The organism is Actinosynnema sp. NPDC002837 (genome assembly GCF_040295345.1).
In the GTDB taxonomy this organism is placed as follows: Bacteria; Actinomycetota; Actinomycetes; order Mycobacteriales; family Pseudonocardiaceae; genus Actinosynnema.
In genome coordinates, this window is the sequence record NZ_JBEOVG010000007.1 from 123,204 (window position 1) to 138,546 (window position 15,343).

Annotated in this window: 9 protein-coding genes; 1 reads left to right on the plus strand and 8 read right to left on the minus strand. The window is 72.3% G+C overall.

The window, feature by feature from the left end:
* Positions 1-56: 56 nt before the first annotated feature.
* The 4 genes from ABTZ99_RS07820 to ABTZ99_RS07835 form a co-directional block, all read right to left on the minus strand.
* Positions 57-3,386 carry a CHAT domain-containing protein gene (locus ABTZ99_RS07820; RefSeq protein ID WP_499609233.1) on the minus strand — a complete coding sequence of 1,110 codons (3,330 nt, stop codon included), beginning with the start codon at positions 3,384-3,386 and terminating at the stop codon, positions 57-59.
* Between the two features lie 62 nt (positions 3,387-3,448).
* The gene (locus ABTZ99_RS07825; RefSeq protein WP_499609235.1) at positions 3,449-6,481 is read right to left on the minus strand and encodes a CHAT domain-containing protein; all 3,033 of its coding nucleotides are present in this window, start codon (positions 6,479-6,481) and stop codon (positions 3,449-3,451) included.
* Positions 6,478-7,428 (minus strand): hypothetical protein, encoded by a 951-nt coding sequence (locus tag ABTZ99_RS07830; RefSeq protein WP_499609238.1) that lies wholly within the window; start codon positions 7,426-7,428, stop codon positions 6,478-6,480. Before ABTZ99_RS07830 ends, ABTZ99_RS07825 begins: the two co-directional genes overlap by 4 nt.
* Complete coding sequence (locus ABTZ99_RS07835) at positions 7,428-7,829, minus strand: hypothetical protein (RefSeq protein ID WP_499609241.1); 402 nt, start codon at positions 7,827-7,829, stop codon at positions 7,428-7,430. The genes ABTZ99_RS07830 and ABTZ99_RS07835 overlap by 1 nt, the downstream gene beginning before the upstream one ends.
* A gap of 280 nt (positions 7,830-8,109) precedes the next feature.
* Here ABTZ99_RS07835 and ABTZ99_RS07840 point away from each other — a divergent pair, with 280 nt between their 5' ends.
* Entirely contained in the window at positions 8,110-10,173 is a 2,064-nt protein-coding gene (locus ABTZ99_RS07840; protein WP_499609244.1) for an NACHT domain-containing protein, read from the plus strand.
* Positions 10,174-10,206: 33 nt separating this feature from the next.
* On the opposite strand, the gene ABTZ99_RS07845 is transcribed toward ABTZ99_RS07840, so the two are convergent.
* The 4 genes from ABTZ99_RS07845 to ABTZ99_RS07860 are packed head-to-tail and all read right to left on the minus strand — an operon-like array spanning position 10,207 to position 15,339.
* Positions 10,207-11,817, minus strand: a complete 1,611-nt coding sequence (locus ABTZ99_RS07845; protein WP_499609246.1) for a family 20 glycosylhydrolase — start codon at positions 11,815-11,817, stop codon at positions 10,207-10,209.
* Positions 11,814-12,677, minus strand: a complete 864-nt coding sequence (locus tag ABTZ99_RS07850; RefSeq protein ID WP_499609248.1) for an ABC transporter ATP-binding protein — start codon at positions 12,675-12,677, stop codon at positions 11,814-11,816. Before ABTZ99_RS07850 ends, ABTZ99_RS07845 begins: the two co-directional genes overlap by 4 nt.
* Positions 12,674-14,401, minus strand: coding sequence for a dipeptide/oligopeptide/nickel ABC transporter permease/ATP-binding protein (locus tag ABTZ99_RS07855; protein WP_499609251.1), 1,728 nt, complete (start codon positions 14,399-14,401; stop codon positions 12,674-12,676). Before ABTZ99_RS07855 ends, ABTZ99_RS07850 begins: the two co-directional genes overlap by 4 nt.
* The gene (locus tag ABTZ99_RS07860) at positions 14,398-15,339 is read right to left on the minus strand and encodes an ABC transporter permease (RefSeq protein WP_499609253.1); all 942 of its coding nucleotides are present in this window, start codon (positions 15,337-15,339) and stop codon (positions 14,398-14,400) included. Before ABTZ99_RS07860 ends, ABTZ99_RS07855 begins: the two co-directional genes overlap by 4 nt.
* Between the last annotated feature and the right edge of the window lie 4 nt (positions 15,340-15,343).

The following is a 15,343-nucleotide window of genomic DNA, read 5'->3' on the forward strand; positions in this document are numbered from 1 at the left end:
CGAGGCGTTGGGCTTCTGCGTGGACAGTGCGCCGTCCAAGCACAGGGGGCGGCGGCTCACACCCCGGTGAGGAAGAACGATCCCCAGTAGTACGGATGCGCGTACGGCCGGGTCCCGGCCCAGAGCCGGTGCCCGAGCCGACCCAGACCGGGAGGCACCGCGACCAGGTCGGGGAACTCGTCGGCGAAGTCCGCGTTGGTGCTGTCGCGCAGCCAGTTCCGGGCCACCTGCAAGGCCGCGGCCGGCTCCGTGCACTCGGACCGCCAGCAGGCGTGGAACTTCGCCATGAGCAGGGTCGTCGCCCGGTCGGGAACGGCCCACTGCGACGCGACCACCCCGGCGAATCCCGTCTGGAGCAGCCGGGTCGCCAGGCTCAGGAACTCGTCGGGCAGGTCCGTGCCCGCGAGCCCGGTCTCGCACGCCGACAGGATCGCGAGGCGCGACCGCACGGTGCGGAGCTGGAGCAGGTCCTCCAGGGTGAGGATCCCGTCGCTCATGAGCAGCCCGCCGCGCAACGGCTCGGCCCCGCCGGAACGGCCGTGGCAGACGAAGTGCGCCACGTCGCACGCCGTCAAGGCCGACAGGACGGCCGACCGGGTCGCCGCGCCGCCCGCAAGCCTGGTGGCCTCGGCGAATCGGCCCACGACCCGGTTCACCTCGGCGGTCGCGGAGGGCAGGTCCGAGTCCGGGGACTCGACCGCGAGGACGGACTCCGTCCGCGTCTGCGACCGGGTTCGCGCCGCCCACCGGCGCATGCCGTCGGACACCGCGTAGGTGATGAGCGCCTCGTCGCCCGCGTGGCGGCGACCGCCGGGACGGTCGGTGCCGGGCGTCCACGCCGCGTGCAGCGGCAGGGAGGCGAGCGCCCCGTCGGGGATCAGGCACAGTTCCCGCACCGGCTCCAGGACCTCCAGCAGCGGGCCCATGACGGCCGTCCACGACCAGGAGCAGGCCGCGTCGAGCCGGTCGAACCAGCGCCGCCGGTCCTCGTGCCGGGCGTCGTACGCCGACCGCAGCTCCGCCACGGTCGTCGCCAGGACGGCGTCGCGCAGGTCGGGCAGCCACACCGCCGACACGCTCCCGTTCCGGGCGATCAGCGCCACCCCGCCGAGGTCGGCGGCCACGAGGTACACCACGGCGTCGTCGGCGCCGGTGACCGGCAGGGCATCGGGCACGCGGAGGAAGCCCTCCTGGCCCGGCAGCGCCCTGATCCGGTCGATGACCGACGTGAGCTTCCGACCCGCGGCATCGCGCAGCCGCGCGAACGCCTCCGCGCCCTGCCGTGCGGCCAGGTCCGCCTGTTCCACCTGCCGCACGGCGGCGGCCGCTTCCTCGTACTCGGCGACGAGCGCGTCGTGCCCTGCCGCGGCGAGCGCGGCCAGGTCGGCGAAGTCGCGCTCCAGGTTCTCCGAGAGCGCCATCGCCCGCCCGCGGTCCAGCACGAGCACCGCGGCCCGCAGATCGCCGTGACGAGCCAGCGCGTACGCGGCGTCGGACGGCAGGTTCCCGGCCTCGCGCAGCCAGACTTCGCGTTCCCACCGACCCGGCATGGTGCGGTAGAGCCGGTCGCGCAGTCCTAACGCGTGCTGGTAGATGGTGATCGCCAGTGGCGGGTCGCCCGCCCGCATCGCCACCCCGGCGAAGGTGTCGCTCATGGTCAGCACGATCGCCGCGGGCAGGTCCGCGAGGTCGTCGACCACCTCCCGGACGAGCGCGACCGCGCGTTCCAGATCGGCGGGGCTGCCGGTCAGCAGCGAACGACTGCCCAGCGCTCGCACGAGGTTGTGCAGGGTGTTGACCCGGGACGGTTCGTCGGGACCGAAGCCCTCCAGTCCGAACTCCAGCGCCCGCACGGACTCGTCGAGGGCGGCGGGGTCGGCGCTCGCCTCGTAGAACGTCGACAGCAGCCACCCGTAGTTCGACACCGCCACGGCGTAGCGCGGCGACTCCGGCGGAAGGCGGTCCAGCGCTGCCCTGATCGCCGTCAGGGCCTCCATCAGGATTTCGGTGTCGTGGTCCCGCTGCGCCTTGGCCTCCAAGGCGACGGCGAGATTCATGTGGATGACGGCGAGGTCGGCGCTGTCGGCGGGGGCGAACTCGGCTGCGCCGCGCAGGGCCTCGATCGCCCGATCCAGCAAACCCGGGTCACCGGTGCTCCGGTAGAGCTCGTTGAGCGTGGCGCCCACGTTGCCCAGCGCGCTCTCGTAGCCGAATCCGGTCTTCCGCGGTGTGTGCTCCAGCGCCGCTTCCTGCATCTCAAGGGCGCGGAACGCGGCGCCGAGGTCGCCGGTCAGGCGATAGCGCGCCATGAGAGCGGAGCCGAGGTTGACGCGGGAGAGGTAGTCGGACGAGGTCCGGTCCTTCGCCGCGGCGGCAACGGACGTCTCGAACAGCGCGATCGCGTCGTCCAGGTCGGTGACGTCGCCCGCGGCGTGGTAGCGGTCCAGCAGCACCGCGCCGAGGTTCGACCGGTGTCCGAGGAGGTCCTCGGAGTCCGCCGGGGTGAGTTCGAAGGCTCGCCGGGACGAGTCCACGGCCCGGTCGAGGTACTCCGGCTCGCCCGTCTGCTCGTGAAGGAGCGCTTCGACGGCGCCGAGGTTGCTGAGAACCGAGGGCAGTGCCGGATCGTCGTCGTCCAGCGCTGTCGCGGCCTGTTCCATGGCCCACACGGCCTCGTGGACGGTCCGGACGTCGCCGCTCACGTAGAAGAGCGTCCGCAGCAGGACCGCCATGTCGTTGGCCGCCACGCAGTGGACGCGACTGCCCGGCTCGGCCAAGTCCATGGCCAACCGGTAGTGCTGGACGGCCGACACCGCGTCCTCGACCACGTCGGTGAGCGAGTAGATCGCGGCCAGCGTGCCGGCCAGCTCGCCCGCGACCTCCGCCGCGTCCGCGGTCTGGGCGGCGTTGCGCCTCCTGCGGGTGCGGTGCCGTTCCAGCCGTGCGTGGAGGTCCTGGGCCCGTTCGGTCAGCTCGGTCAAGCGGTCCTGGTCGATCTGCGCGATCTGCCGCAGGACGTCCTCCCGCAGCGCCTCGTCCTCGAACGGCGGATCGTCGAGGTGGAACCCGTAGAACGCGTCCCGGACGTCGTCCAGGTTCCCGGTCAGCCGCCCTTTCTCCGCCGCGGTGTCCCTGAGCACGAACGCGTACGGTTCGCGGCGGGGCGGTCGGGTGAGCTCGCACAGCTCCTTGACGAGTCTGATCACCTCGTCGATGTCGTCGAGGTCCCCGTCCTCGCGGAACCGGTGGAACGTCGCCAGCGCGGCCTCGGCCAGCAGCGCCTCCCGCCTCAGCTCGGCCGAGGGCGTCGTCCCCTCGAGTTCCGCGCGCAGCCCCGCGACGATCTCGACCAGTCGCGCCAGCCCGTCGTCCTCCTGAGCCACCATGTCCCCTCCCTCTGACCGGATACCGGGTTCGCCCGCGTTGTTTCCTCCGGCACCGTGTCCGTTCAGCGGCCCCACAGCGCGAACGCCGCCCAGTGGTAAGGATGGGTGTGGGGCCGTGCGGTGAGCCACAGGCGACGGGCAGCGGGCGGCATCCGGTCGTGGACATCGCGGAGCAGGTGCGGGAAGCGGTCGAGTTTGGTGGCGTTGTCGCTGTCGCGGACCCACTGTTGCGCTTCGCGCAGCGCCGCGGCCGGGTCCGGCAGGCTGTGCGGCCAGCTGTCGTAGAAGGCCGCCATGAGCAACGCGGTCGCCAAGTCGGGCACCGCCCACAACGAGCCGACCGCGCCGGTCACCCCGGTCTGGAGCGTCACCGCGGGCAGGCTGATGGCTTCCTCCACCAGGATGGTGCCGCCGATCCCCGTCTCGCACGCGGAGAAGACCGCGAGCCTGGCCCGCACCGCGCCGAGGCCCAGGATCTCGTGCAGCGTCAGCGTCCGGTTCCCGGCGAGCAGCAGCCCGCTCGACAGCGGGTCGGTCAACTGCGCCGACCCGTGGCACGCGAAGTGCAGGACCCCGTGCCGGCCGAGGTTCTCCAACACCGCCCGAGGAGTCGCCGACACCGAGTCGAGCCGCCGATGGCGGGGGAAGGCCGCACACGCCGCGTCGGCCTCGACCGACGCGAAGAGCAGGGGCGTCGCACGCGTCGAGGCGGGCTCGGTGACGACGAGCAGGCTGTCGGCGGGGCCGGGGTCCTCCCGCGCTCGGCGCAGGGTCGGGCTGTAGGTGATCAGCACCTGGTCGCCCGCGTAACGCCGACCGGATTCGCCGGGGCGCCAGGCGGCGTGCAGCGGGAGCAGGCCGAGCAGCCCGGTCGGGACCAACCGGATCCGCGGCGTCGAGTACAGCTCCGCCAGCAGCGGCCCCATCGTCGTGTCCCACGCCCACCGGGTGACGTCGTCGATCGCGCCCAGCCACGCGGCCGGGTCGGCGCCGCGATCGCGGTAGGCGTCGAGGTAGCCGTGCACCCGGTCGAGCAGGGCGTCGGAAACGAGGTCCGGCAGCCAGATCGCGAGAGGGTCGCGTTCGGCGGAAGCGACGAGGGCCAGACCACCGGCCGGTGTGGCGACGAGGAACCCGACCGGCTCGCCCAAGGCGTCCGTGTCGAGGTCCTCGGCCGGCAGCAGGAACCTCTCGTGGCCCGGGACCCGCCGGACTTCGGCCAGCACCTCGTCGAACTCGGCGCGGACTCGCTTGGCCTCGTGCTGGGTCAACCCGGGGTCCTCGGACAGGGGTGAGACGCGCAGCTGCCGGACGCGTGCCGCCGCGGCCCGGAACCGGTCGCGCAGTTCGCCGCCGAGGGAGCTCAGGTCGGCGTTGTCCCGTTCGAGCGTCTCCGACAACAGCCTGGCCCGGCCCTGTTCCAGGGTGAGCAGCGCTTCCTCGTGGCGGCCCAGCTTGGCCAGCGCGTAGGCGGCGCGGACGGGGAGCGCGCCGGTGTGGTTCAGCCGGACGAAGTGCGTGCGCGGGTGGAGCTGCGTGGCCGCCAGCAGCCGTGCCGCGACGATGGCCTTGCCGAACGCTTCGGCGGCGAGTTCCCAGTCCGCGTTCCGGGCCGCCCAGTCGCCCCACTGGACGGCGGTGCGCAGAGCGGCAGGGGGCATGGTCGACATGCCCCTGTCGTAGGCGAGGCGGAACCGGGCGGTGGCGGCGTCCCGATCCCCGCTCTCGGCGAACTGGTCGTGCCGCTGGGCCAACGCCCAGGCATGGCGGCCGAGGCTCAGGCTGTGGTTGATGGTGGAGTCACGGTCGTCCAGCTCCGCGGCTTCGCCGCTGAGAGCGACCGCGCGGTCGAAGTCGGCACGCGCACCGGTACCCACCCCTCGCAACACGAGAGCCGTGGCCAGTCCGATCAACACGGCCGGCCGATGGCCGGTGTCCGCCGACTCCAGGGCTTCCTCCAGGAGCGGTATCGCTCGGGCGAGCGACGAGGGGTCGTCGGCGTTCGTCGCTCGCAACACCAGTGCGTGGCCGAGCATCTCCAGGAACGACGCGCGCATCGGGTGGTCCGCCGGGACGAGCGCGAGCGCCTGCGCGTGCAGCTCGATCGCGCGGTCGAGATCGGCGATGTCGGGGCTGAACTCGAACCGCTCGGTCAAGGTCACCGCGACGTTGCGCAGGTACCACGCATAGCTCGGGGATTCCCGCGGCGCCGAGTCGAGTGCCTGCTCGAACCGGTCGATGGCCAGTTCCAGGTCGGAGATGTCACCGGACACGACATAGCGGTTGAAACGCAGGCCACCCACCGTGTTGGCCGTGCTCGGACCCTCGTTCGCGAGGTGGGCGCCGTGCCGCAGCGCTTCGTCGAACCACTCGATCGCGGCGTCGATGTCGGCCGGCAGGCCGGTGCGCCGAGCCCGCGCGGCGAGACTGCGCGCGAGGCTCCGCTGGAACGCCGACGGCCCACCGGGCCCATGACGGTCGACGACCTCCCGCTGGAGAGCGACCGCCCGGTCGATGTCGGCACGGTCGCCTCCGGCCTCGAAACGCTCGCGCAGGCAGTTGCCGAGGATGTTCAGCGCGGTCGGGTAGTCGGGATGGCGCGGCGGCACCAACCTGATCGCGCCGTCCAGCAGCGCGATCGCGTCGTCCAGGTCGTCCGGCCGACGGTCGGTCGACGCGCGGACGCGGAGGGCGCCGGCGATCAAAAGCTGGTGGTAGAGCCGGTCCGTGCCGGCGGCCTCGGCCAGCGCCAGCGCCGCCTCGGCGGCCAGCAGCGACCGCTCGTTGGCGGCGCGCTCCTCGTCGCGCCTGCCGTACTGGCCCGCCCACTCCCGGTGCAGCCGCTCGGCTTGGGCGTAGTGGGCGACGGTGACGAACAGGTCGTCCGGTCCGGCCACCACCAAGGCGGACTCCAGCCATGCCAAGCCTTCGGCCAGCGCGTCACCGTCATAGGTGCGGTTGAACCGGTCCACCAAGCGCATCCCGTTGTCGTAGGCCGCTGCCCAGTCGATGTCCACCGGTGCGGGGGGGTTCCAACTCGTGCCCGAGCGGATCGCCCGCAGCCGTGCTGCCACGAGGTCGGGAGGTGCGCTCATGAAGAGGGTGCCTCGAACACGGGTTTCTCGGCGTCACTGCCGCGCCAGAGGTATGACGTCACCGCCTTGCCCGCGCCGTGCTCCTGCGCGGGGTTCTCGGGCCTGGGCCAGCGCAGGGCGGTGTACAGCTCGCCCCGGTGCAGGTCGAACGCCGCCTCGACCAGTTCCCCGTAGGCGGCTGCCCGGGGAACCGCCCACAGCCGGTACGCCACGACGGCGAACACCACGGCCGCGGGGAGCGCGACGGGTTGCCACGGTGTCCACACGACGAACAACGCCGCCCAACAACACGCTCCGATCGCGGTGTCCAAAGCGCCGCGCGCGGCGGTCAACTCCTGGCGCGCCGTGTCGGGCATGCACAACCACAGTCGCGGCCAGCAGATCACCGCGTCCAACCCGTACTTGTCGGTCGGTCGGGTCTCGGCGGCGCGCAGGACGTTGCCCAGCCGGGTCGGCATCAGCCTGGCCGGCTCCTGGAGGTCGGCTTCCGTCGGGAACCTCCTCAGCCAGAGCTCCAGCCGCGCCGTCCGGTCGACCGAGCGCCGCCGCGCCACGCCGCTCAGCGACTCGTCCTCCTTCAGCGCCTCGGCCCGTTGAAATCGCTCCTCGGCCCGACGGACGCGCCAAGCCGTCCACCTCACCAGCGGCCAGCGCAGCCAGAAGGGCCAGCCGTAGCCTTCCAACACCTGTGTCACCGGCAGCGTCACGCGAGCGACCAGGCTCGCCGAGCCCGCCACCACGACGAGCGCCCCGACCACCAGCGCGCCCTGCACGAGGGCGGGCCGCGCCGAGATCCAGGTGCTCACCGTCGTCACGGCGGCGCCGAACCCGAAGCGCCACGCCAGCGCGCCGAGCCCGAGCGCCCAGAACACCAGCGACCCCACCGCCGTCGACGACCAGCGATCGGCCAGCTTCGACCCGACGCCCTGCCAGAAGGCGGTGAGCATCACCGCTCCAGCGGGGTCTTGTGCGTCGGGCACGGCGGCACGCGAACGCCGACGGCCCGTCGGTAGAACACGTAGTCACCCTCCGGGCACCGGAACTTGTCCGGGGACGGCGCTTCGGGCACACCCGGCAGCCCCTGGAACGCCCGCTCGCGCAACTCCGCGACCTCGGGCGGGCAGCCGTGCTCGAGGAACCCGGCGGCCCACGCCTGGACCTCGGTGGACCGCGACAGCATCTCCGCCACTCGATCCGCCACCGCGTGCCCGCCCCGAGCCGACGCCAACAGCGCCGCCAACTCCGCGTCCAACTCGGCCGCGGTGGGCTGCCCGACCAGTTCGGACAGGTACGGTCGCACGGCGCGGGCCGCGTCGAGCAGCACCTCGTCCTCGTCCGGGGAACTCATGGGTGCGAAGGTAGTGACAATCGCCCCTTCGTGGGCCCGAATCCACTCGGACAGGTGCCTGCGTGCTCCCTTGAGCAAGTCGCCGGCCACCAAGACCTACGACTGGATCCACCACCTGTCGAGGTCGGATTGTCCCCGAACGGCGGGGGCCGAATTCGAATGACCGCCGGCCCGGCATTCGGCTCTGGCGACCGGCCTCGCACGGACGCCGCCGGACCCCGGCACGGCGGAACGCGCGCGGACGCTGGGACGATGGACTTCTCGGGGAGGTGGGTGATCGGTGCGGTCACGGGGCTCGGCATTGCTCGCGGTAGGGCTGGTCACGCTGGTGCTGGTGTGGTCGACGTGGTGGCTGCTCGACAGGACCGCGCCCGACGACGGAGCCGGAATCGCCAACGTGCTCGCGCTCGGCCCGGGGATCGTGGGTGCGGTCGCCGGCGTCGTGGCGCTGCGTCGCGGTTCCACCAGCCGTCAGGACATCGCCGGGCACGCCCTTCGGTTGCTCACCGCGGTCGGGACCGGCGAGGCCAGGCAGCTGGGACGTCTGTTGGGCGACACCGGCGCCGCCAGGCCGGCGAACGTGGAGTTCGGCCAGGTGGAAGCGGCGCTGGTGCGCTGGCGGGGTGACGGTGGCGGCCGTACCGGCTCCGCGGCCACCATTTCCTCTTACTACCGCGAACTGGACCGGGGACGACTGGTCCTCCTCGGCGAAGCGGGGTCGGGCAAGACCGTCCTCGCGCTGACCCTGCTGCTGGACCTCGTCGCGGTGGCGCAAGCCGCGCTCCACTCCGCTGACACCACTCGCGTCCGGGTGCCCGTCAGGATGAGCGTGTCCGGTTTCGCCCACTCCGCCGACGCCGACCCGGCTGCGGTGCGCCGTCGCCTCGACGAGTGGATGGCGGAGCAGTTGACGGCGACGTACGGAGTCCCTTCCACCGTGGCGAAGGCGCTGGTCGTCGAGGGGTGGCTGCTGCCCATCCTCGACGGGATCGACGAGATGGATCCCGATGAAGGCCCTCCTACCAGGGCGCGCCTGCTGCTCGCCGCGCTGAACCTGCCCACGGGTCCGGCGCCGCCTCCTGTCCTTCTCACCTGCCGAACGGCCCGGTACCACGCGTTGGCCGATCAGGAGCCGCTCGAGGATGCCACCGCGGTGGTGATCCGACCGCTGGACGCCGAAAACGTCATCGGGTGGCTGCGCCACCGCTTTCCCCGTTCAGGACAGCCGGACGGGGTCGAACGGCGGTGGCAACCGATCGTGCGACGCCTGCGCCGTCATCCCCAGGGCCGCCTCGCGCGTTGCCTGAGCAATCCGCTGCGCCTCTACCTCGCCGTCACGGTGTACCAAGATCGGGACAGCACCCCGGCTGACTTGAACCGCCTGGACGGCGAAGCGTTGGAGGCTCATCTGCTCGACCGGCTCGTGCCCGCGGTAACCGCGCACCACCAGCGTTCGAGCAGGCGGCACTACCGAACGGACGAGGTCATCCGCCGGCTGCACGCGCTGACTCGGCACTTGGCGCGGACGGCCGCACAAGGCGGTTCCGCTACGGACTTCCACGTCCACGAGCTGTGGCGCTCGACCCCGGACACCACGGTCGCGCGGGCGAAGTTCGCGGGCGCATCCTTGGCCGCCGGGCTTTGCGTGCCCGCGGTCGGGTGGTTCCTGTCGGGTCAGACCTTCCGATCACCGATGACCTACTCGAACTGGGCCGACCTCGCGTCCAGTCTCATCGCCCTGATCGGCGTGCTCTGGTGGAGCGCCGCGTCGGCGGGTGATCCGCCCAAGCGGATCTCCTTCCGTCGCTTCCGCGTACCCCTGTCGAAATTCCTCGTGTTCGGGTTGACCTTTTCAACTTTCTACGCCGTAGCGTCCCTGTTCCAGGGTGTGGCCGAAGGTGGGCTCGCCGACGTGACAGGAAGACTCGCCGAGACCCTCGACGCAGGCGTGGTCCTCATCCCGGCTTTGCTGACGGCCGCCGTCGCATTCGGCGCCCACCAGGCACAAGAGGTCCTCAGTCGTCCCAGCGACGCGATGCGCATGGCGCTGTATCGCGACCTGTACCTGTTCCTCGTCCTCGTCACCGGTTTGTCCCTGGCCATGCGGGAGGCATCGGGCATCGCGGTGGTGGTGGCCACCTGCGTGGTCACCGCCAGTTCACCTTGGCCGCGGTACCTGCTCGCATTGCGCGCATACCACCGGGAAGGCCTGCTGCCGTGGAGGCTCGGCCACTTCCTCGACTGGGCTCACGCGGCCGGCATCCTGCGGCTGACGGGCACCGCTGTGCAATTCCGCCACCGCGACTTGCAACGCCATCTCGCGTCCCCGCACGACCCGTCGTGACACCAACTGCTCGGGGCCTGCTCAAGCCGGTAGTCAACCGCTCCTTCCGGGCCGCTCCACGAGCTCCGGGTTCGGGTGGGCTGCCTGGTACGCGGCCTGGAAGCCCAGGGCGTGCCACGTGTCGACGTGGCCGGCGAGTCGTCGCTGGTGATCACGCCACTCGGTGACCCGCCGGGTCCACGCCTTCTCCGCAGTTCCCGCGAGCCTCGGCAAGAGCAGGAACGCCAGGTCGTCGAACGAGTCGACCGTCTCGCACCAGATCGCCGCCTCGACCCCGGCGACCTCCGCTCCCGCCGCCGCGATCTCCGGCAGCGCGCCCGGATGCCAGTCGAACGCCTGCTCCGGGGTCCGCGGCTCGTAGTCGGCGTGCCCGGCGCGTCGCCGCCGCCGCTCCGACTCCTCGTCGGCCGCGGGGTCGGCGTAAGGGCGGTCGAGGTAGAGCGTCGTGTTGGACGACAGGAGCACCGGAACGCCCGCTGCCGCCGCCGCGGGCACGTCACCGGGCGCGAGCGCGAACATCCGGGCGGCGTCCTCGATCAGGGGGTGCAGCGCGGCCGGCGCGCGTTGCTTGAGCCGTTCGGTGTCGAAGGAGTTGTCCGGGCCGATCCAGTACTGGAGCACGTCGGCCGAGTCCAGGCAGCCCGCGCGTGCCGCCTCCTGCCAGGCCACGACCCTCTTGCCCGCGGACCGGAGCTGGGCGTGCGCCTCCTGGACGAACCGCCGGTACGCCTGCGTCGGCATGCCGAACGGCTCGTCGGCCCCCAGGTGCACGAACGGCCCCGGCGCCAGGCGGACGAGCTCGTCGATGACGTCGCGGGTGAAGGCGACGGCCTCGGGCACCTCGGGGTCGAGGTAGCACACGTACGGGTGCGCCGGTTCGGTGTCGCCGCGCAGTTCCGGGTAGGCGGCGAACGCGGCGGCCACGTGGCCGGGCACGTCGAACTCGGGGACCACGGTGACGTACCGCTGCGCCGCGTACGCGATGATCCGGCTGAGCTCGTCCCGCGAGTAGAACTCCGCGGTGGCGCCGGGACCGGCGCCCGTGAGCCGCGGCCGGCCGGCGACCTCCGCCCGCCACGCCTGCGTGTCGGTGAGGTGCAGGTGCAGGACGTCCAGCTTGTACCAGGCGAGGAGGTCGACGATCCGGCGGATCTCCGCCGGTGTGGAGTAGTGGCGTGCGAGGTCCAGGGACAGGCCGCGCCACGCGTGGGCGGGGCCGTCCTCGATCACGACGGCGGGGACCGACCCGGGTTCCGGCTCGATGAGCTGGAGCAGAGTGGTGAGCCCGCGGAACGCGGCCTCATCGCCCGCGGCCTCCACGAGCACGCCGTCGGGGCCGACCGTCAGCCGGTACCTCTCGTCGGCCGCAGCCGCCCGGGGATCGACCCCGTCCGGCGGCCGCACGTCCGTGAGCCCCAAGGCGACCGGATCGTCCACGACGACCGTGATGTCGCCGGACGAGCCCACCCGGACGTCGAGGCCGTGCAGCCGTCGTGCCCAGGTCGTGAACCACTCGGTCACGCCAGGGGCGAGGCCGGGCGGCACCGCGATCGCGACCGTGCCGGACGTCCCGAGCGGAACGCGTCCCGGCCGCGTGGTGGTGATCCGTGCCGGCAGTGGCACGAGGGGCAGGTCCGGCGTCATGCGGTCTCCTCGATCCGGCGTCGGTGCAACGCGATCCGGTGGGCCCGCTGGGCGGCGGGGTCGGCGACGGGCGCGGACAGCAGCAGCCGCTGCGTGTACGGGTGCCGGGGCGCCGTGGTGACCTGCCCGGCTTCCCCGGACTCGACGATGTGACCGCGGTGGATCACGCTCACCCGGTGGCACAGGTACCGCACCACGGACAGGTCGTGGGAGATGAACAGGTAGGCGACGCCGGTCTGCTGCTGGATCTCCAGCAGGAGGTCCAGCACGGTGCGCTGCGTGGTGAGGTCCAGCGCGGACACCGGCTCGTCGCACACGATCAGCTCGGGGCCGATCGCGAGCGCCCGGGCGATCGCGATGCGCTGCCGCTGCCCACCGGAGAACTCGCGCGGGAGCCGTTGGGCGGCATCACCCGGCAGCTTGACGCGGTCCAGCAGGTCGGAGACCTTGCGGCGGGCGTCGTGCCCCGTCATCCCCTGCGCGTGCAGCGGTTCGGCGAGCGTCTCCCCGACCGGGATGGACGGGTTCAGCGAGGCGTACGGGTCCTGGAACACCACCTGGAGGTGGCGGCTGAGCAGTCGGCGCCGTCGACCGGTGGCGTGCTCGATGCGCTCGCCCCGGAACTCGACTGTCCCGCCGCTCACGGGGACGAGGCCGAGCACTGCTCGCCCGATCGTCGTCTTGCCGGATCCCGACTCGCCGACCAGACCGACCGTCTCACCGGGTCGGATGTCGAGTGAGACACCGTGCAGGACGTCCACCCGCGGCGCACGCCACCCCTTGCCGGGGAACGACACCCGCAGGTCGCGGACGTCGAGGATCCGCGCGGACGCCGGGTCGGACAACGCGCTGCCGCTCATGCCGGCACCTCCGCGATTCGTGGCGCGACCCAGGCGGGACGCGCGGGGACGTCGTCGAGCACGGCCTCGACCAGGGTTCGCGTGTACGGGTGGCGCGGGCGCTTGAGCACCTGTTCGACGTCACCGGTCTCGACCACGCGCCCGGCCTCCATCACGGCCACGCGGTCGCAGAGGTCGGCGACGACGCCGAGGTTGTGCGTCACCAGCAGCACACCCAGGCCCCGCTCGGCCTGCAGGCGGCGCAGGAGGTCGAGCACCTCGGCTTGGACGGTCACGTCCAGCGCCGTGGTCGGCTCGTCGGCGATGAGCAGGTGCGGGTCGCAGCTCATCGCACCGGCGATCAGCACGCGCTGCGCCATGCCACCGGAGATCTCGTGCGGGTGGGAGTCGAAGACGCGCCGGGGATCGGTGATGTCCACCTGGCGCAGCAGGTCGAGCGCTCGCTCCGTCGCGGCCTTGCGCGAGGACCCCAAGCGCACCCGGATCGGTTCCACGAGCTGGCTGCCGACGGTGAACGCGGGGTCGAGGTTGCTCATCGGCTCCTGAGGCACGTAGGCGATGACCCCTCCTCGCAGCGCGCGGTACTCCTTCTCCGGGAGACCGACCACCTCCGTGCCGGCGACCAGGACGCTGCCCCGCGTGACCCGACCGCCCTCGGGCAGGATGCCCAGGACCGAGAACGCCGTCTGCGACTTGCCGGAGCCCGACTGGCCCACCAGACCGACGACCTCCCCCTCGGCGACGTCGAGGTCGACCCCGCGCACCACCTCGACGGCCGTCGCGCCGTGGCCGTACGACACGGCGAGGTCGCGGACGGACAGCAGCGACGCCCGCTCGCCGGCGGTGTCCGGCGTGGTCGGTGGGTCGACCCGGACGCGTCGGGCCGCGCGCGGGTTCGGGACGGGGGCGCCCCGGTCTTCCAGGACGTCGCGCAGCGCGCTCGCCAACAGCACGAGGGCGGCGCTGGTCAGGCCGAGGGCCAGCCCCGGCCACAGCATCAGCAGCGGGTTGCGCTGCAGGTTCTGGAACGCCTCGTTGAGCATCGCGCCCCACGTCGGGGCGTCGCCGCTGCCGATGCCGAGGAACTCCAGACCGGCCTGCAACCCGATGGCGATGCCCGCGACGAGGGCGACCTGGATGATGATCGGCGCGCGCACCACGATGAGGACGTGCCGCGCGATGATCCGTCGGTCGCGCAGGCCGGACACGCGGGCGGCGTCGACGTAGAGCTCGCGGCGGACGTTGGCCACGATGCCGCGCACCAGCCGGAAGAAGCTCGGTGCCACGAGGACGCCGAGGACGACCATGAGGACCGGCACGGTCGGGCCGAGGATGGCCCTCGACGCGAGCAGCACGATCATCGCCGGGAGGGCCATCACGAAGTTGCTCGCCCAGTTCGCCAGGGAGTCGAACCACTTGCCGTAGTAGCCCGCGACCAGACCGCTGGGAACACCGAGGCCGAGGGCGACCACGAGCGCGATGAGTGCGCCGCCGAGGCTGTTGCCGCCGCCGTGGAGCAGGCGGGACCAGACGTCGCGGCCCGCCGAGTCGAACCCGAGGGGATGACCGGGCTCGGGCCCGGCGAACGCCTTGCCCAGCTCCGCCGCGCCGGGCAGGTGCGAGGCCAGCACCGGCGCGAGCAGCACCGCGGCGACGATCAGCGCCAGCAGGGCTGAGGAGGCCATGGCCTGGGGGTTGCGCAGGAACCGCTGGGCCGTGCTCATGCCGTCCTCGCCTTCGGGTTGAGCCAGCCGATGAGCACGTCGACGGCCAGGTTGATCACCACGACGCAGACGACCGTCGTCATGACCAGGCCCATGATGATCGGCGTGTCACCGCGGGTGGTGTAGGTGACGGTCATGGAGCCGATGCCCGGCAGGCCGAAGATCTGCTCGACGAGCACCGCCCCGCCGAGCAGGCCCACGAACTGCATGCCGAGCACGGTGAGCGCCGGCGCCGAGGCGTTGCGCAGCACGTGCCGGAACAGCACCCGCCGGGGTGGCAGGCCCCTGGCCCGCAGCGTCCGGACGTAGTCCTGGCGCAGCACGTCGATGACGGAGCCGCGAACCTGTTGGGAGACACCGGCCACGGAGGCGACGGACAGCGACAGGATCGGCAGGACCACCGTGGACAGCCACCCCGGGACCGACGACGTCAGCGGGACGTAGCCGATCGCCGGGAACCACCGCAACTGCACGGCGAAGACCAGCACGATCACGAGCGTGACCAGGAAGCCGGGCAACGCGTAGCCGACCACGCCCAGCACCTGCACGAACCGGTCCACGACGCCCCGCCGCACGCCCGCCCACACGCCGAGGGAGAAGGCGAGCACCGCGGTGACGAGGGTGACGCCGAGCATCAGGCTCAGCGTCACCGGCAGCCGGTTGCCGATGGCCGTCAGCACGTTCTCGCTGGTGAACCACGACGTGCCGAGGTCTCCGGTCACCGCGTCGCCCAGCCAGCTCGCGTACCGGGCGAGGACCGGCTGGTCCAGGCCGAGCGCCGCGTTCTTGGCGTCCACGACGTCCTGCGTCGCGGCCTGCCCGACGAGCTGCCGCGCCACGTCGAGGTGCGGCACCGACAGCAGCACGAACGAGACGAAGGAGATGGCGAAGAGGAGGAAGACACCCGCAGCCAGCCGGCGGAGGACGAACCCGAGCATGGTC